This window comes from Arenibacter sp. 6A1 (assembly GCF_012272855.1).
Lineage (GTDB): Bacteria > Bacteroidota > Bacteroidia > Flavobacteriales > Flavobacteriaceae > Arenibacter.
This window is the reverse complement of record NZ_JAAXCQ010000001.1, coordinates 171,290-188,205: the sequence shown is the minus strand read 5'-3', so window position 1 is coordinate 188,205 and position 16,916 is coordinate 171,290. Positions and strand designations below refer to the sequence as shown.

16 protein-coding genes are annotated in these 16,916 nt (G+C 39.0%); 8 read left to right on the top strand and 8 right to left on the bottom strand.

The window, feature by feature from the left end:
• The first annotated feature begins 11 nt into the window (after positions 1-11).
• From aroC to HCG49_RS00805, 5 genes are all read left to right on the top strand, one after another.
• Positions 12-1,076 (top strand): chorismate synthase, encoded by a 1,065-nt coding sequence (gene aroC, locus HCG49_RS00825; protein ID WP_168467672.1) that lies wholly within the window; start codon positions 12-14, stop codon positions 1,074-1,076.
• A 62-nt stretch (positions 1,077-1,138) separates the two neighbouring features.
• Positions 1,139-2,446, top strand: a complete 1,308-nt coding sequence (locus HCG49_RS00820) for a dicarboxylate/amino acid:cation symporter (RefSeq protein ID WP_168467671.1) — start codon at positions 1,139-1,141, stop codon at positions 2,444-2,446.
• Positions 2,447-2,710: 264 nt separating this feature from the next.
• Positions 2,711-2,935, top strand: coding sequence for a hypothetical protein (locus HCG49_RS00815; protein WP_168467670.1), 225 nt, complete (start codon positions 2,711-2,713; stop codon positions 2,933-2,935).
• Between the two features lie 111 nt (positions 2,936-3,046).
• On the top strand, positions 3,047-4,219 hold the full coding sequence (locus HCG49_RS00810) for a flavohemoglobin expression-modulating QEGLA motif protein (protein WP_168467669.1): 1,173 nt from the start codon (positions 3,047-3,049) through the stop codon (positions 4,217-4,219).
• A gap of 398 nt (positions 4,220-4,617) precedes the next feature.
• Positions 4,618-4,872, top strand: coding sequence for a hypothetical protein (locus HCG49_RS00805; RefSeq protein WP_168467668.1), 255 nt, complete (start codon positions 4,618-4,620; stop codon positions 4,870-4,872).
• Between the two features lie 133 nt (positions 4,873-5,005).
• On the opposite strand, the gene HCG49_RS00800 is transcribed toward HCG49_RS00805, so the two are convergent.
• From HCG49_RS00800 to prfB, 4 genes are all read right to left on the bottom strand, one after another.
• Positions 5,006-7,516 carry a TonB-dependent receptor domain-containing protein gene (locus tag HCG49_RS00800; RefSeq protein ID WP_168467667.1) on the bottom strand — a complete coding sequence of 837 codons (2,511 nt, stop codon included), beginning with the start codon at positions 7,514-7,516 and terminating at the stop codon, positions 5,006-5,008.
• Between the two features lies 1 nt (position 7,517).
• Positions 7,518-8,006, bottom strand: a complete 489-nt coding sequence (locus HCG49_RS00795) for a hypothetical protein (RefSeq protein ID WP_168467666.1) — start codon at positions 8,004-8,006, stop codon at positions 7,518-7,520.
• 168 nt (positions 8,007-8,174) lie between these two features.
• Positions 8,175-8,519: an arsenate reductase (glutaredoxin) gene (arsC, locus tag HCG49_RS00790; RefSeq protein WP_168467665.1), complete on the bottom strand. Its 345-nt coding sequence runs from the start codon at positions 8,517-8,519 to the stop codon at positions 8,175-8,177.
• 97 nt (positions 8,520-8,616) lie between these two features.
• A protein-coding gene (gene prfB, locus HCG49_RS00785; RefSeq protein ID WP_168467804.1) for a peptide chain release factor 2 occupies positions 8,617-9,715 on the bottom strand; the annotation gives its coding sequence in 2 pieces (ribosomal slippage) (positions 8,617-9,651 and positions 9,653-9,715; 1,098 coding nt in all).
• A 287-nt stretch (positions 9,716-10,002) separates the two neighbouring features.
• On the opposite strand from prfB, the gene HCG49_RS00780 reads away from it, so the two are divergent.
• Positions 10,003-11,025, top strand: coding sequence for a threonine aldolase family protein (locus tag HCG49_RS00780; protein ID WP_168467664.1), 1,023 nt, complete (start codon positions 10,003-10,005; stop codon positions 11,023-11,025).
• On the opposite strand, the gene HCG49_RS00775 is transcribed toward HCG49_RS00780, so the two are convergent.
• Positions 11,020-11,349, bottom strand: coding sequence for a YegP family protein (locus tag HCG49_RS00775; RefSeq protein ID WP_168467663.1), 330 nt, complete (start codon positions 11,347-11,349; stop codon positions 11,020-11,022). The genes HCG49_RS00780 and HCG49_RS00775 overlap by 6 nt on opposite strands.
• A gap of 353 nt (positions 11,350-11,702) precedes the next feature.
• On the bottom strand, positions 11,703-12,914 hold the full coding sequence (gene trpB, locus HCG49_RS00770; protein WP_168467662.1) for a tryptophan synthase subunit beta: 1,212 nt from the start codon (positions 12,912-12,914) through the stop codon (positions 11,703-11,705).
• Positions 12,915-13,279: 365 nt separating this feature from the next.
• Here trpB and HCG49_RS00765 point away from each other — a divergent pair, with 365 nt between their 5' ends.
• A complete protein-coding gene (locus HCG49_RS00765) occupies positions 13,280-13,714 on the top strand; it encodes a universal stress protein (RefSeq protein ID WP_168467661.1) in 435 nt (144 codons plus the stop codon).
• Between the two features lie 119 nt (positions 13,715-13,833).
• On the opposite strand, the gene HCG49_RS00760 is transcribed toward HCG49_RS00765, so the two are convergent.
• Positions 13,834-14,283, bottom strand: coding sequence for a thioredoxin family protein (locus HCG49_RS00760; RefSeq protein ID WP_168467660.1), 450 nt, complete (start codon positions 14,281-14,283; stop codon positions 13,834-13,836).
• Positions 14,284-14,381: 98 nt separating this feature from the next.
• The gene (locus HCG49_RS00755) at positions 14,382-14,708 is read right to left on the bottom strand and encodes a YbaB/EbfC family nucleoid-associated protein (protein ID WP_072763590.1); all 327 of its coding nucleotides are present in this window, start codon (positions 14,706-14,708) and stop codon (positions 14,382-14,384) included.
• Positions 14,709-14,850: 142 nt separating this feature from the next.
• Between HCG49_RS00755 and HCG49_RS00750 the strand changes: the two genes are divergently transcribed.
• Positions 14,851-16,911, top strand: a complete 2,061-nt coding sequence (locus HCG49_RS00750) for a S9 family peptidase (protein ID WP_168467659.1) — start codon at positions 14,851-14,853, stop codon at positions 16,909-16,911.
• Positions 16,912-16,916 lie beyond the last annotated feature (5 nt).

Below are 16,916 nucleotides of genomic sequence, written 5' to 3'. Positions count from 1 at the left end.
TAATTACAATAATGGCAGGAAATACTTTTGGGAACCTTTTTAAAGTGACCACTTTTGGCGAATCGCACGGTGTGGCAATAGGAGGGGTGTTGGACGGATGTCCGGCAGGAATTAGCTTGGACTTAGAAGCAATTCAAAATGATTTGGAGAGACGTAAACCAGGTCAGTCGGCCATTGTAACCCAGCGAAAAGAACCCGATACGGTAGAATTTTATTCCGGGATTTTTGAAGGGAAAACAACGGGGACCCCCATTGGTTTTGCTATTCACAATACTAATCAGAAATCACATGATTACTCGCATATCAAGGATTCTTACAGACCTTCTCATGCCGATTATGTGTACGATCAGAAGTATGGCTTTAGAGATTATCGTGGAGGAGGACGAAGTTCGGCACGTGAAACCGCCAGTAGGGTGGTGGCCGGTGCTATAGCGAAACAGTTTTTGGGCGATATGAAAATAAACGCCTTTGTTTCTCAAGTAGGGGAACTGCAATTGGATAAAAATTATACGGAATTAGATTTCTCCCTGATAGAGGCTAATCCTGTACGTTGTCCAGATCAAGAGACTGCCGCCAAAATGGAGGAGTATATCAAAAAAATAAAAAAAGAAGGCGATACTATAGGTGGTGTCATTACCTGTGTGATCCAAAATGTCCCAATAGGTCTTGGAGAACCTGTATTCGATAAGCTCCATGCAGAACTGGGAAAGGCCATGTTGTCTATAAATGCCGTGAAGGGCTTTGAATATGGTAGCGGTTTTGAAGGGGTAAAAATGAAAGGTAGCGCACATAATGACCAGTTTAATACCGATGGGACTACCAAAACCAACTATAGCGGAGGTATACAGGGCGGTATAAGCAATGGTATGGATATTTACTTCAATGTAGCCTTTAAGCCTGTGGCCACAGTTATACAAGCATACGATACTATAGATAAAGAAGGGAATAAAGTTGCCACTCAAGGAAAAGGAAGACACGACCCATGTGTGGTTCCAAGGGCAGTGCCCATTGTAGAAGCAATGGCTGCATTGGTGATGGCAGATTATACTTTGTTAAATAGGACGATTAAATTTTAAAAGAGGCTTTCTTGGAGCTTTGTGCTGCAAAATAGTATCTTACCAGCTCAAAAATAATTTTTATGAAAAAACTGGAATTGCATTGGCGAATTTTATTGGGAATGGTTGGCGGTGTGCTTTTTGCACTGCTGATGATTCAATTTGAATGGGGACCTAAGGTCGTTTCGGATTGGGTTAAGCCATTCGGTAATATCTTCATCAATTCCTTAAAGTTAATTGCGGTTCCATTAATTCTAGGCTCACTGATAAAAGGAGTCTCCGATTTAAAGGATATTTCCAAACTCTCTAAAATGGGGGGGAGGACCATAGGGATCTATATTCTTACTACGGTTATAGCGGTATCTATAGGGTTGACCCTTGTGAACCTTATAAAGCCGGGGAATTCGATAAGTGAAGAGACTAGAACCGAGCTTGTTGAAAACTATAAAGGAGATGCAGATTCAAAAATTGCACAGGCCAATAAGCAAAAGGAATCGGGACCCTTACAGGCTTTGGAAGATTTGGTGCCCAGTAATATCTTCAGCGCTGCCAGCGATAATGGCAATATGTTGCAGGTAATCTTTTTTGCTATCTTTTTTGGCGTTGGATTGATTTTGATACCCGAAGAACAGGCGAGTCCTGTTAAGAAATTCTTTGACGGTTTTAACGAGGTAATCCTAAAACTGATCGATCTTATCATGTTAGCGGCCCCTTATGGGGTGTTTGCCTTGTTGGCAGCGTTAATAGTAGAATCGCCCAGCTTAGATCTGTTTAAGGCCTTGGCATGGTATGCCTTATGTGTAGTGCTAGGGCTGACCCTTATGATTACGGCATATGTGCTGCTTGTATGGGTGTTTACAAAGCGAAGTCCTTCCTTCTTTTTAAAGGGGATTTCCCCTGCTCAGCTCTTGGCCTTCTCAACTAGTTCTAGCGCCGCTACCTTGCCAGTGACTATGGAACGGGTAGAAGAACACCTTGGGGTTGAAGAAGAAGTGGCAAGTTTTGTACTTCCTATCGGGGCAACTATCAATATGGACGGTACGAGCCTATACCAGGCAGTTGCAGCAGTTTTTATCGCCCAGGCTTTTGGTATGGATTTAAGTTTTGCAACCCAATTGGGGATCATAGTAACAGCTACCTTGGCCTCTATTGGGAGTGCTGCAGTTCCTGGAGCAGGAATGGTGATGCTAGTGATTGTTTTGGCACAAGCTGGGATTCCTGAAGCCGGATTAGCATTGATTTTTGCGGTCGATCGCCCCTTGGATATGTGTCGTACCGTTGTGAACGTTACAGGAGATGCGGCCGTTTCTATGATCGTAGGCAAATCTGTTGGTAAATTAGGAAAGCCAAAAGTGAAAAACTGGGATGATACCTATAAAAAAGCAGTATAATTAAATCTTATTTTTTAAACCCCCGAAACATATAAAATATTTTTCGGGGGTTTGTAATTTCAAAGGATTGTTCTTATAAATTAGCGCTTTCTTTTTTGAAGTTATGAAAACCCCTCCTTTCCCTATTAGATGTTTATAGGGCTTCTTTTTAGATTTTTGTTTCTGGAAGTATCTAGAAGCATAGCGCTTATTGAAAGGCGGATCTATTTATTCGAATCTATTTTTTTTAAGCTGTCCTGGTTACTTTCGGCCCATTTAATTTTAATGTACCCAATACAACAAGTAGCAGCTGTTCCCGGTATCAGCACGCTGAAGCTTGGTAGTTTTCCTTTTCCGATAATTTTTGGAGTATCGATACTGATCATGCTAGTCAACGGTGTTGTTGTAAATAGTGCTTCTGGGGTAGAAAGTGGTATATCGCAAAAGACCAACGCCTTCTGCCTTTTTAATGATATCATCGATAAAGAGGTGCAGTATGGAATAAGATAGTTGTCAGGCCACTAAGGCAATAGTGGCAACAAAAGAAGCTAAAATTGCCATAGAATTGAATGTTTTGATTAATACTGGCCTAGAATAGGCTAATTAAGGATATATTTAAAAATGAGTAAAGAAGAAGTGCTAAAGGAAAAGCGGTTACAATACCCGCAATTGTTTAAAATTGATGCAAATTTAGACCAATTAGTAAAGAAAATAGAACTGATAAGTTATGTAAATCCATTAAATATAGAAACGGAGAAACAGCGCTTTTTTGCTTCTAAATATGTGGAATCCCCTGTTTTTAAATATCGGAAACTACAATTTGATCCCTATAAATTACATCAGCTATTTTTTTCACAACAGATTGATCGTATCAAGGATGAGCAGATTCGAGATTTTTACCAAGACGTTATTTACTTCTATGCTAATATGATTCAATGCATAGAAACTATTGGTCAAGGAAAGAAGTTTTTTTACAACTCCTTGAGTACCTATGGAACCCCCACAAAAAAGGATGTACAGAATGCTAAATTTATTCTTCATTTTAGCGATGAGCCGCTTTCCGAGGATATGGAAAAAAAGTATTCTCCGGAAGATGCAAGGTTGTTTTTTGAAAATTTTGTCGAACAGTATAATTTCCCCTTGAATATTGCCTATTCTACCAGTATCGCTGCCGATGCCATGGTTCAAAATAGTTCGCAGTCGCTTTTGATCAAAAAGAATGCTGTATTCAGTAAAAACCAGTTGCTTACTTTGGCGAATCACGAAATAGGAGTACACTTGGTTACCACCTATAATGCCATGCTACAACCGCTAAAAGTTTTTTCTAACGGACTGCCCAGAAATGTGGAGACTCAGGAAGGCTTGGCGGTATTTAGCGAGTATATGAGCGGCGCCCTTACCTTAAAACGATTAAAAGAGTTGGCGTATAGGGTATTGGCTTCCGATAGCCTTATTAAGGGGTATAGCTTTGCAGACACCTTCGATATGATTCACAGTAAATATAAGCTCAATCGGGACGATGCCTTTACGATTACTTTAAGAGCGCATAGGGGAGGAGGCTTTACCAAAGACCGTCTGTATTTAAGTGGTCTAAGGAAAATACATAAACGTTATAAAAGCGGGCTATCGATGGATACTTTGCTGACGGGGAAAGTGAGTTTGGAATACGAAAGCACTATGTTGAGAATGAAAGAATTGGGATTGGTTCTGCAGCCTGCTCATGGCAATATTGCCTATAAGAAAAACATGAACAAAAATGAGACCTTAGATTTTATCTTAAACAATTTAAAGTAGACTAAAAAGGCGGTCTTTAGAGGTTTTGCTAATAGAAAATTAATGCGAGGGGATTTTTTGGAGTGATTTGGCTGCTCTAGGGCTAAATTCATTAAAAATATCATAAAATATTTTCGTCGGATATTGCATATACAAGTAAGATTTTGATATATTTGTAGCGTTATTTAAAAATTAAAATTATCATGTTCGATTTTGGCCAATACTTAGGGTTTATAGCTTTCTTAACCATTTTAACCATCGGTTTTTGGTTAATGATATTTCTATTGACTTTTGTGATACCTTATTGGGTAGGGGGATCGCTTCTTGAATTTCTGAAAGAAAAGCGCGACGCTAAAAAAGCAAAGCAAAACGCTTAAAATATATCTTATTTTTACAATAAACGAAGCTGTCCATAACCAATGGGCAGCTTTTTTTGTTTAGAAGAAGTATCTAATTCTTTTTCTGTGGTTCTAAAAGTGCCACATACCGCTTTTATGTGTTTGTTGTACAAAAGAAACGACTGTAATCCGGAAGCTATTTGTGATATTTTTGGTCCTAAGGCGAATATGGGTTTGGGCGTTCCCTCCTTGGTCGGTCGGGCTATTGGCTATATCCCTTGCGATGCTGCGGGGATGCCGCCGCTATCCCTAACGCGCAGATTCATAAACGATTAGTAATTAATACTATTCCTGGTCTACTTTGCTGATTTGTGTTGATCGGTTATAGAGCCTTATGGAAAGTTGCCTAAATTAAGACATAAAAAAAGCTGCCTTTTCGGGCAGCTTTTAATTTTAATTGTTTCAGGAATTATCCTCCAAACTCCATATCGTTATCACCGTTTCCAGATCCCGGTCCGCTCCTTTGCTTCTGGTTTAGAGGCTGGTTAAAGCGGTACTGAAAAGATAAGGTAATTTGTCTTTCTCTCCATTGAAATTCGCTATATGATAATACGTTTTCTGTTCTGGTTTCCCTTCTGCGTTTTCTAGTATTAAAAATATCGCCCACGTTCAACGAAATCGACCCTTTTTTGTTTAAAACATCCTTGCTTAAAGCTAAGTCAGAACTTAACATACCCTTATTATTGCTTTGGGCATTTTTGGAAGCACCCATATAAAAGAAGTTTGTTTGAAAGTCAATTTTCCCCGGTAATGGTAATTTGGCACTGAATCTTGTAAACCAAGAGAAGTTTTTAGAATCAAAATTCTGAACTATTTCTTCGTTATTACTATTGGTGTAGATATAATCTCCTTGTGTTTCCCTTTGGAAAGCATTTACGTTCCAAGTTAACCTCCAGTTGCGCAAGGGAGTATAAGTAGTGGTAAACTCCATCCCATAGCGGTCTTCTGTAGCCAAATTAGTCGGGGTCATTGCCTGTACTGGTACTACAATTGGATTTTCCGGATCGTCTGGATTCTCAATGCTTACAAAATCTCCAGTTTCTTTGGTGATAAATTGAAAAACGCCGGTAGATCTATTGAAATATCCAGAGGTGTTAAAGGTTATTTTGTCCCAACGTTTTAAATACCCTAAGTCAAAAGCATTGGTAAAGGTCGGATCTAAGTCTGGATTACCCTGAAAAAGGTTGGTGTTGCTAGATCTAGAAGGGAATGGGTTTATAAACCTAGACCTTGGTCTTCTAAGTCGCTTGCTATAGCTAAGGGTTAACTGTTCCTTTTCAGAAAACTCATATCCTAGGAATACCGATGGGAACCAATTTACATAGTTCTTTTTAGAGATTTCGTTGTTGTTAAGGAGTTCTATTTCAATGTCCGAAGCTTCAACTCTTAGTCCACCAAGAACACTGATTTTATCTATTTTAGTTCCTAATTGAGTGTAGGCAGCATTTACATACTCTTTGTAGTTTAATTCATTGCTAAAGTTAGGGTCACTATTAAAACCACCATTGTCTTCTAAAATACCAAAATCAAAATCGGTGTTATTATTGTTGAAAGTACCTCTATACCCTAATTCAAATTGAGATTGGTTGTCGGATCCAAAAGGCAAAACGTAATCTAATTGTAGTAATTGGGTGATTTGTGTTTCTGCATTTAGGGTTTTTTCGGTGTCCAAGGCTATATTATCGCCCAAGATGACTTCACTAATGACAGAATCCTCATCGTCCGTACCTTTCGAATATTGATAATCGAATTTTAGTTCATGTCCGTCCTTATCAAATTTTTTCTGGTAATTTAAGGAGTACTGTACCTCTTCCTCAAATTCATCCTCAGTGGTAAACCTGTTTCTTTGGATGGTCGGATTTCTATTGGCATCGAAATTAAAGAAATCTACATCAACGGTGTTATCACCATTAGACCTTCCAAAAACTAGGGAGTTGGTGATACTGCTGTTCTCGTCCAGGAAAAATTCGAATCCGATATTGGTGTTAAAACTTTTATCCTTTCTATCGTACTTTCTAATTTCATTTTGATAGTTACGGGTATTGCCGTTTTCGTCAAAGTTCTCTTGTTCAAAAAGGGCATTCCCTGGTCCATTTCTGTACCTATAGGTAGTATTGGTGAAAAAGTTTAGTTTTTCGCGTCGTAAATTTAAGCTAACGGCTCCTCCAAAATTATCGGGATTCCCGGCGTATACGTTTACAGAACCATTCAGTCCGGCTGTTTTGCTTTGTTTTAAAATGATGTTTAAGATCCCTGCGGTACCTTCGGCATCATATCTTGCAGATGGGTTGGTAATGACTTCTACCTTTTCAATAGCATCGGCTGGTAGCTGTTGTAGGGCTTCCGGACTTAGACCAGATAGGGCAGAGGGCTTACCGTTAATAAGGATGCGGACGCTTTCATTACCTCTTAAGCTTATATTTCCTTCCACATCGACGTTTACTGAGGGAACATTCCCCAAAACATCGGTCACAGATCCTCCTTTAACCGTTAGATCGGAACCTACGTTGTATACTTTTTTATCCAATCGGAGCTCAACGGTGGTCCGTTCTCCAACAAGCTCAATACCCTCGAGTTGTGCCACATCGAGACCTAAGTTTATGATACCGAGTTCGGTATCAGATCTCAAGCTGTAATTCGGAAGCTTGTGAGACCTGAATGATATATATTCAATGCTGATGTTGTAGTTCCCGGCAGAGGCTTCAACCTCAAACTTACCTTCGGCATTAGTGATTCCCCCTGTAATCTTATCCGGATTCCTAACACTTTGCAAGACAAGAGTGGCGTATTCCAAGGGTTCTTTTGTCTCTTCATCTAACACGGTCCCCGTTATTTTTACTAGCCTTTGGTTGTCTTGAGGCCCTTGTGCAAAGGTGAGTAGGGAAATAAAGAATAAGGTAATAGGGAGTAATCTTTTCATGCTAATCTTTTGATTTTCTTTTTCGGTTTTTCTTCTTCTTCTTTTTGTTTTTAAATCCGTTTTTCTGAAGCTCTACAAAAGCTTCATATTTTTCAATTGGAAGCCCGGATTTAAGATCTTCGTCTTGTCTTTCTGTGATTCTCTCAAAACCCTCCTTCATTTTTTCGGGACTGAGTTTTAAAATCTGTAATTCGATACGTTCTTGTAAGTACTTGGTTAATGTGGTGCTTAAAATTGCTTTTTCAAATTCATTTAGTCCCAAAATTTCCGTCAAATTTGGCATTTCGGCATCTACCATTTGTTGGGCAGTTAGCTTTTCTGGCTCTTTTGGTGTTTCCTGAATCTGTGGAAGACTGTTTCTTTGTCTGCCACCATACCCGTATCCATTACCATATCCATAGCCGTTTCCGTAACCGTATTGGGCACTTACCACAGGGAAGGATAGTAAAATGAAAGAAAAACTTAAAAATATTTTGTTCTTAATTTTCATAATAGTAACTGTTTTATAAGATTCTAAATTTAAAGGATGGTTTAACCTGCTAAGGTTAAAGGTTTGTTAAATAGTCTGAGGTGGTTTATTGTAAATAGGCATGCAAGTAGATCTTATTAAATCTGTTGCATGCCTATAGGGGGTTTATAAGATAAGATTATAGAGTTCTTAGGCTAAAATATCGTTTATTTTTTCGGTCGGTCTTCCTATAACGGCCTTTTCACCTTTCACCACAATGGGGCGTTCTATTAATTTAGGATTCGCAATCATGGCATCTATAATCTCCTCTTCAGAAAGTAGTTTGCCCTTAAAATTCTCTTTCCAAATAGCTTCGTTTTTCCGTACCAAATTTTCGGCGGTGATAGAAAGATAATTCAATAACATACGAAGTTCTTCTTTTGTAGGGATGTCTTCGAGGTATTTAATGACCTGAAAATCCTTACCAGAGTTTTCCAGTAATTTTAATCCTTCTCTAGATTTACTACATCTGGGATTGTGATAAATTTTGATCATGGTTTAATTTTTGACAATTAAATTATTTTAAAATTTTATGCGTTTTAAAAATGATGGTTTCCCCTATTATTCAAAGGGATGCTCTGGGGTATTATGATTAATCAGAATCCTTTTGCCCCATCATCATTAAATAAGCCTTAAGAAACTGGTCTATATTTCCGTCCATTACAGCATCTACATTCCCTGTTTCTTCACCCGTTCGAACGTCTTTCGCCAATTTATAGGGGTGCATCACATAATTTCTTATTTGCGAACCCCATTCTATCTTCATTTTGGTGGCTTCAATTTCTTGTCGGGCCTCTAATTTTTTGCGCAATTCTATCTCATAGAGTTGCGATTTTAGCATTTTTAAGGCCGTGGCTCTATTGTCGTGTTGCGACCTAGAGTCTGAACAGGAAATTTGAATCCCGGTAGGCTTATGGGTCAACTGCACCTTTGTCTCTACCTTGTTGACATTCTGACCTCCCGCACCGCTTGATCTTGCTGTGGTTATTTCAATATCGGCCGGATTGATATCAATTTCAATGCTATCATCGACCAAGGGGTACACATATACCGAAGCAAAGGAGGTGTGGCGCTTGGCATTACTATCAAATGGAGAAATACGCACCAAACGGTGCACGCCATTTTCACCTTTTAGCCATCCAAAACCAAAGTCGCCCTCAATTTCTAGGGTCACAGTTTTTATACCGGCCACATCGCCCTCTTGGTAGTTGAGTTCTTTTACCTTATAGCCGTGTTTTTCGCTCCACATCATATACATGCGCATTAACATGGCAGCCCAATCACAGCTCTCTGTACCTCCAGCTCCAGCAGTAATCTGAAGCACGGCCGTCAATTCATCACCCTCAGAAGAAAGCATGTTCTTAAACTCAAGTTTCTCAATAGCGTCCACGGTTTTTTCATAGTGGCTCCTTAAGTCGTTTTCGGACATTTCTCCTTCCTTGTGGAATTCTAGAAAAATTTCCAAATCACCCACTAGGCTTTTTGCAGCGTTAAAGTCGTCTACCCATTGTTTTTTGGATTGGATTAACTTCATCTGTTCCTGAGCTTCTTGCGGATTGTTCCAAAAGTCTGGCGCTAAGGTCTTTTCTTCCTCGTTTTCTATTTCTATAAGCTTGGCATCGACGTCAAAGATACCTCCTTAACGCACCAAGGCGATCTAAAAGACCTTTGTATTGGTCTGAACTAATTATCATATCTTCATTTTTTAACAAAAATAGAATAATAAAGGAGAATAGTGCCGGGAAAAATTTAACTTTTTTGGGGGCTCGGCCGCTATTAAAAACCAAATGAGCTGTTATCTTGTTACCCCCTGCTTTTAAGGAGGGTCCAAGAGGTTTTTTTCCTTCTTTTATGAGTTGATATTTTCAAAATATCCTAAGCGTATGGTGGTGACATCTTTTTTATATAATTTTAAAAACTAATTTTTTAAAGGAAGCGCTAGTGTATTCCTTTAAGCTTCATATAAATTCAATACCGTATGCAAATAAATCTAATCAGCGATACTATAACCAAGCCAACGAAAGGTATGCTAGAAGCTATGATGAGCGCCGAAGTCGGTGATGACGTTTTTAAAAACGACCCTTCCGTAAATGCTTTGGAGAAAAAAATAGCCGATATGTTTGGGATGGAAGCTGCGCTGTTTTTTCCAAGCGGTACCATGGCCAACCAAACTGCTATAAAATTGCATACCCAGCCGGGAGAGCAATTAATCTGCGATAAATATTCGCATATCTTTCATTATGAAGGTGGTGGTGTTAGTTTCAATAGTGGTGTTTCTTGTAAGTTGGTAGATGGACATCGTGGAATGATGACAGCAAACCAGGTAAAGGAAGCTATCAATCCTCCAGACTTCTATCACAGTCCATTAACATCTTTGGTTTCTATAGAGAATACCACCAATAAAGGTGGTGGGGCCTGTTGGGATTTTCAGGAACTAAAGGCTATCAGGGAAGTGTGCGATCGCCATCAGTTAAAATACCACTTAGATGGAGCCCGGTTATGGAATGCCCTGGTCGCAAAAAACGAATCGGCATTGCAATACGGAGCTTTGTTCGACACTATAAGTGTTTGTTTAAGTAAAGGACTAGGCTGTCCTGTAGGTTCTGTCCTTGTTGGCAGTAAAGAAGATATGAATAAGGCTTTACGGATAAGGAAAGTGTTCGGGGGAAATATGCGGCAAGCAGGATATCTGGCTGCAGCCGGAATCTATGCCCTGGATAACCATATAGAAAGACTTGCCGAAGATCATAGCAAGGCCAAAGAAATCAGTACAGTGCTGCAAGGCTTGCCTTTTATAAAAGAAGTGGCGCCCACCGAGACCAATATTATCATTTTTGAACTCGATGAAAGCTTCATGAGTATGGCTGCTTTTATGCAAAAGCTAAAGGCTCATAATATACAGATTATAGATATGGGGCAAGGCAAATTGCGTATTGTGACCCATCTAGATTATACCCAAGAGATGCATGAAAAACTATTGGAAATATTGGTGAAACTATAGGTCTACAAGCCCGGTGTCGGGAAGTAGATCCACTATTTTTTTTAAATTTTTGATCCCATTTTCCATGCCGGCTTCAGAGGTGTAAAACATAGAGTTTCCAATAATTTTTCCCTCCTTGTCCTTTAATATAAAGAAAAATTTACCGTGGTAATTTGTCTTGCGTTCAAAAGCAGAGGACAGCGTCACTAAAACCTTAAGGTCGGTAAGGGTTTTATGCATAGATTCTTTAGTAGTGTAAGGGACGCTTTTTAGAAGAGACTGTCCCGTATCGGATTGTAGACTAAAGATGTGAGTGTTGTCGTTATCTTTTGTTATTGTTATCATATGGCTGGGTAACTTTTCTTTTAAAAATACATAAAAAAACCGAATCCTGCCCCTAGTTAATTTTATATCATTGGGAATAATTATCTTACGGTGAGACTTTGGTGTAATTACGGGAAGTAGGGAGGTAGAAAAAAAGTTGAAATCGTTTTATCCCATCCATGTTTTTTACTTTAGGATAAGAGCGATATCTGTTTTTTGGCATTTAGAAAGTCATGAATGAACAATATATAAAGAAAGTTGAATCTTGTTTTTTTAAGGAATTTCTAGAAAGCGAATGGATTTTTTTTTAAAAAGCTGTATGAAAGGGCGTTTATGAAACTTTAGTCTCATAAACGCCCTTTGTTTTGGACTCCTTATTTGTTATCACTTGGTAGTCCGTAAGTATCCACTATAAAATCGATATCCTTATCACCTCTACCACTGAGGTTGACTAAAATGGATGATTGTGGGTTCTTTTGCGCTAATTTTATAGCATAAGCTACCGCATGGGCGCTTTCTAAAGCAGGAATAATTCCTTCTAAACGGCTCAACTCATAAAAAGCATCTATAGTCTCTTGGTCGGAAACAGAATCGTAAGTTACTTTCTCTTGGTCTTTGAGCATACTGTGTTCTGGACCTACGCCGGGATAATCTAACCCACTGGCTACAGAATGTACCGCACCTGGTTCTCCGTTTTCGTCTTTGAGCATATAGCATTTAAAGCCATGGATTACGCCAGGAGATCCTAAGGTCATTGTGGCGGCATGTTCTCCGTATTCCAAAGACCGGCCTCCGGGTTCAACCCCGTAAAGGGAACACTCTTTGTCGTCCAAAAAGGCCGAGAAAATTCCCATAGCATTACTTCCTCCGCCAACACATGCGACTACATTATCTGGTAATTCGCCAGTCATGTCAAAAAACTGATCCTTGGCTTCTATGCCTATAATGCGTTGAAAATCCCTTACGATCATAGGAAAAGGGTGTGGTCCTACTACAGATCCGATACAATAGATGGTGTTAATAGGATCCTTTAAATACGCTTCAAAGGCAGAGTCTACAGCTTCTTTCAAGGTTTTTAGCCCGTGGGATACCGGTACTACCGTGGCCCCTAAAATTTTCATTCGTACAACATTCGGGTGCTCCTTTGCCATATCCACCTCGCCCATGTGAATCTCACATTCCAATCCAAAATAAGCTGCGGCAGTAGCCAAAGCAACCCCGTGCTGTCCTGCACCGGTTTCGGCAATTAGTTTCTTCTTGCCCATGTGCTTCGCTAATAGCGCCTCGCCCATGCAATGGTTTAATTTGTGAGCTCCAGTATGGTTTAGGTCTTCTCGCTTTAAATAAATGCGTCCGCCGTATTTTTCGGATAAACGGTTGCAATAATAAACAGGTGTAGGCCTTCCTTGGTAATGTTTGCGGATACTTCTTAATTCGGAAATAAAAGCATGCGATTTGCTTATGGCAAAATAGGCATCGGTTATTTTTTTCATTTCCTCCTCTAGAACAGGAGGTATAAATGCGCCTCCATAGGATTCAAAAAAACCTTCCTTGTTTGGAAAGGTTTTAAAATAATTATCAGTCATATAGGGTATCAGTATTAATTAAGTAGTGAAAAATAAACTTGATTTCATCTACAATAATAACAAATTTGAAAGGAACTATTGGTTTTCATAATCTAAAATAACCCCTTGCGAGGCTGGTTATTGTTATCGGCAGGCCTATAGAAATGTTTTAGTGATATAAGATATGGTGGTTTTGATGTATTATGGAATGCTGGCTAAGGAGGATAGCAAAAGACTTATGCTTATAAGAAAGAAAAAAATACTTGAATGAATGTATAACTTGCTAATAAGTAGTACATTGTATAGGGAAGTAGCTACTTGAATCTCTTTTGTAGCTTATAAACTTGGTATCAATTAGGAGTGCTATTTAAATAAAAGAATCAAAAATGAAAAACATCTTAGTAGCTATCGACTTTAACGACAATGAAAGTATACTCATCGAAAAGGCTTTTCTGTTAGCTAAGGCCTTTGGTTCTAAAGTGTGGGTATTGCATATAGCGGCACCAGATCCTGAATTCGTAGGATATGGAGTAGGGCCACAATATATTCGCGATAGCAGGGCCGAGGAACTTAGGTATGAACACCGAAAAATTCAGGAACATGTGGCGTTTCTTAGAAATAATAAAATTGTGGCAGAAGGTTTGTTAATACAAGGGGCGACTATAGAAATGGTCATCAAGGAGTCTAAGAAATTAAATGCCGATTTAATAGTGGCAGGGCACCATAAACATAGTTTTCTATTCAATGCCTTTATAGGGAGTGTGTCCACTCAGATTATGAAGAAATCAAAAATTCCGGTACTGATCATTCCGCTAGAATAGGTGCGTCAAAATCTTAGTGCTACAGAAATCACTAGGTAAGTGTCGGTGATTGAATTCTTAATAGGGTAAACTCTTAGGAGGGACTTGTGCACAATCCTAGAGTTTTTCTATACAAAGGGTTAGCGATGTGTCTGAAGAAAATCGGCGTATTTAGGCAGATCGTTTTTGGAGCCGTAACCAGACATATAGGCGACTTCTTTTTGTAGGGGGCTAACCACGCTAATGGCTGGGAAAACCCCCTTTTTGTTCCATTTAGCCAACAATTCTTTGTTGTGATTCATTTCTTCTACAGAAATGAGCTTTTTGTTTCTAGGAATATCTACATAAAGTAGCACATAATTGTTTGCCAGATCCTTAAACTTTGCGGTATCGAATAGGTCGTTTTTAAGAGCCCTACATGGAGGGCACCAATCGCTACCGGTAAAATAAATAAGAATATTTTTATTGTTTTCTTTAGCCAAGCTAAGGGCGTCCTTGTAATTCGTTACCCAATAGGTGTCTGTTGCTTTAGAAGCCACTTGCCCGGAAAGGAGCATAGGGAAAAACAATAAAAATAATATTCTTTTCATCTGTAGGTATTTATGATTACTTAACGATCATATGTAATTCGCCTTTGTGTCCAATTTTCGGGCATGCTCATTTCATATAGAAGCTAAGCTTGTTGGTTTTATTTTAAAAAGGAATCCATTCCCGGGATGTTCGGCATACCCTCTTTAGCGACAGCGGCCAATTCGGCTTCGTTCACATTGGTAGCCTTTTCTATGGCTTTATTCAATACAAGAATCAAATAGTCTTCTAACTGTTCCTTGTCTTCCATCAACTGGTCATCGATAGTGATAGATTTGATTGTTCTATTGGCGGTAAGGCTCACTTTTAAAAGCTCGTCCGATGATTGTTCATCTATAATAACCGTATTTAATCGCTCTTTGGTAGCCTTTACTTTTTCTTGGGTCTCTTTTAGTTTTCCTAACATGCCCATCATATCTCCAAACATAGTATCTAATTTAAAAGTTAAGTGGACAAAATTACAAAATTGCATCGGGATTTTCGCTATGAGGAGATCTGCTACCAAAAAGGCAGCATTATTTTTTATTAAGTCTTACTTTTGCCCTTTCTTGTAAAATTCAAAAAGGGATATGTCAACAGAATTGAAAGCACCTAGTGTAAAAAAAATACCAAAAGAACTAATAGCTCATGGGGAGCGAAGAATAGACGAGTACTATTGGTTAAATGATCCAGAGAATCCCGATGTTATTGCATATTTGGAGCAGGAAAATGCATTTTACGATACCCTTACTTCAAATACCAAGGATTTTCAAGGAACGTTATTCGAAGAAATGAAATCTAGGATCAAGGAAGACGATTCCTCCGTGCCTTATAAAAGTAATGGGTATTGGTATGCCACACGGTATGAAATAGGTAAAGAATATCCAATTTTTGGAAGACGATTTGAGAGAGAGGATGCCGCCGAGGAAGTAATCTTCAACTGTAATGAAATGGCAAAAGGTTTTGATTATTTCAAATTAGGGGGACTGTCTATTAGTCCTAATAATCAACTAGCAGCCTTTGGAGTAGATACCGTTTCTAGACGACAATATGTCCTACAGTTCAAAAACCTTCTGACGGGAGAAGTGTTTGGCGATAAAATAGAAAATACCACTGGGAGCGCTGTATGGGCCGATGATAATAAAACAGTGTTTTACTGTAAAAAGGACCCTGTAACATTGCGTTCCGATAAAATTTACAAACATATTCTAGGAACCTCTAGCGAGGAAGATGTATTGGTGTTTTGTGAAAAAGACGATACGTACTCGACTTTTGTCTATAAAACAAAGTCTAAAAAATATATCGTTATCGGTTCTTCAAGTACCCTGACATCCGAGTATCAAATTTTAAGATCGGACAAGCCTGAAGGGGCCTTTCAAATGTTTTCTAAAAGAGAACGAGGGGTAGAGTATTCCTTGGCCCATTACGAAGATAAGTTCTATATCCTGACCAATAAAGACGGAGCTACCAACTTTAAGGTCATGCGGGTAAATGAGCAACAGACGAGTTCGGAGCACTGGGAAGAATTTATTGCCCATAGGGAAGAAGTTCTCTTGGAAGATATTGAGATCTTTTCTGAACATTATGTGTTGTCCGAACGCGAAAATGGTCTTAATCAAATAAAAATTGTGCGTTGGGACGGGAAAGAGAGTTACTACCTGCCTTTCGACAACGAAACATATACCACCTATGTAGGGACTAATCCCGATTTTGAGACCAATATTCTTCGCTATGTGTATAACTCCTTGACAACCCCCAGCTCGGTGATCGATTTTAATATGGATACCAAAGCCAAGGAGGTTAAAAAGGAACAAGAAGTGCTAGGCGGAAAATTCGACAAGGAAAACTATACCTCTGAAAGGGTTTGGGCAACGGCCCAAGATGGAGTTAAAGTGCCTATATCGCTAGTGTACCACAAAGACACCCCTTTAGATGGCAGTAGTCCGTTGTTGCAGTACGCCTACGGGTCTTATGGGTATACTATTGACCCTTATTTTTCTACTGTGCGTTTAAGTCTTTTAGACCGCGGCTTTATTTATGCCATTGCCCATGTAAGGGGAGGGGAATACCTTGGTCGTAAATGGTATGAAGATGGGAAACTGTTGAAAAAGAAAAATACGTTTACCGATTTTATCGATTGTTCTAAATATTTGATCGCGGAAAAATATACAAGTCCAGCACATTTGTATGCTTCAGGAGGATCTGCAGGTGGGTTATTGATGGGGGCCGTAGTAAATATGGCTCCAGAATTATATAACGGAATTATAGCAGCCGTTCCCTTTGTAGATGTGGTTACAACGATGTTAGACGATTCTATTCCATTGACTACAGGAGAATACGACGAATGGGGAAATCCTAATACAAAAGAATATTATGATTATATGATGTCGTATTCGCCCTATGATAACGTGAAGGCGCAAAAGTACCCTCATATGTTGGTGACCACAGGCTTACACGATTCTCAAGTGCAGTATTTTGAGCCGGCAAAGTGGGTGGCGCGATTAAGAGAGCTAAAAACTGATAAAAATTTATTGTTGTTCAATATTAACATGGAAGCGGGGCATGGCGGTGCTTCAGGACGATTTGAGTCATTAAAAGAAGAGGCCAAAGAATATGCATTTTTATTAGAATTGGAGCATAAAATTCAATAATTAAA

What these genes read in the sequence shown, in the direction of transcription:
- aroC (WP_168467672.1), top strand. Translation starts at nt 12, where the DNA reads ATGGCAGGAAATACTTTTGGGAACCTTTTTAAAGTGACCACTTTTGGC.
- HCG49_RS00820 (WP_168467671.1), top strand. Translation starts at nt 1,139, where the DNA reads ATGAAAAAACTGGAATTGCATTGGCGAATTTTATTGGGAATGGTTGGC.
- HCG49_RS00815 (WP_168467670.1), top strand. Translation starts at nt 2,711, where the DNA reads ATGTACCCAATACAACAAGTAGCAGCTGTTCCCGGTATCAGCACGCTG.
- HCG49_RS00810 (WP_168467669.1), top strand. Translation starts at nt 3,047, where the DNA reads ATGAGTAAAGAAGAAGTGCTAAAGGAAAAGCGGTTACAATACCCGCAA.
- HCG49_RS00805 (WP_168467668.1), top strand. Translation starts at nt 4,618, where the DNA reads ATGGGCAGCTTTTTTTGTTTAGAAGAAGTATCTAATTCTTTTTCTGTG.
- HCG49_RS00800 (WP_168467667.1), bottom strand. Translation starts at nt 7,516, where the DNA reads ATGAAAAGATTACTCCCTATTACCTTATTCTTTATTTCCCTACTCACC.
- HCG49_RS00795 (WP_168467666.1), bottom strand. Translation starts at nt 8,006, where the DNA reads ATGAAAATTAAGAACAAAATATTTTTAAGTTTTTCTTTCATTTTACTA.
- arsC (WP_168467665.1), bottom strand. Translation starts at nt 8,519, where the DNA reads ATGATCAAAATTTATCACAATCCCAGATGTAGTAAATCTAGAGAAGGA.
- HCG49_RS00780 (WP_168467664.1), top strand. Translation starts at nt 10,003, where the DNA reads ATGCAAATAAATCTAATCAGCGATACTATAACCAAGCCAACGAAAGGT.
- HCG49_RS00775 (WP_168467663.1), bottom strand. Translation starts at nt 11,349, where the DNA reads ATGATAACAATAACAAAAGATAACGACAACACTCACATCTTTAGTCTA.
- trpB (WP_168467662.1), bottom strand. Translation starts at nt 12,914, where the DNA reads ATGACTGATAATTATTTTAAAACCTTTCCAAACAAGGAAGGTTTTTTT.
- HCG49_RS00765 (WP_168467661.1), top strand. Translation starts at nt 13,280, where the DNA reads ATGAAAAACATCTTAGTAGCTATCGACTTTAACGACAATGAAAGTATA.
- HCG49_RS00760 (WP_168467660.1), bottom strand. Translation starts at nt 14,283, where the DNA reads ATGAAAAGAATATTATTTTTATTGTTTTTCCCTATGCTCCTTTCCGGG.
- HCG49_RS00755 (WP_072763590.1), bottom strand. Translation starts at nt 14,708, where the DNA reads ATGTTTGGAGATATGATGGGCATGTTAGGAAAACTAAAAGAGACCCAA.
- HCG49_RS00750 (WP_168467659.1), top strand. Translation starts at nt 14,851, where the DNA reads ATGTCAACAGAATTGAAAGCACCTAGTGTAAAAAAAATACCAAAAGAA.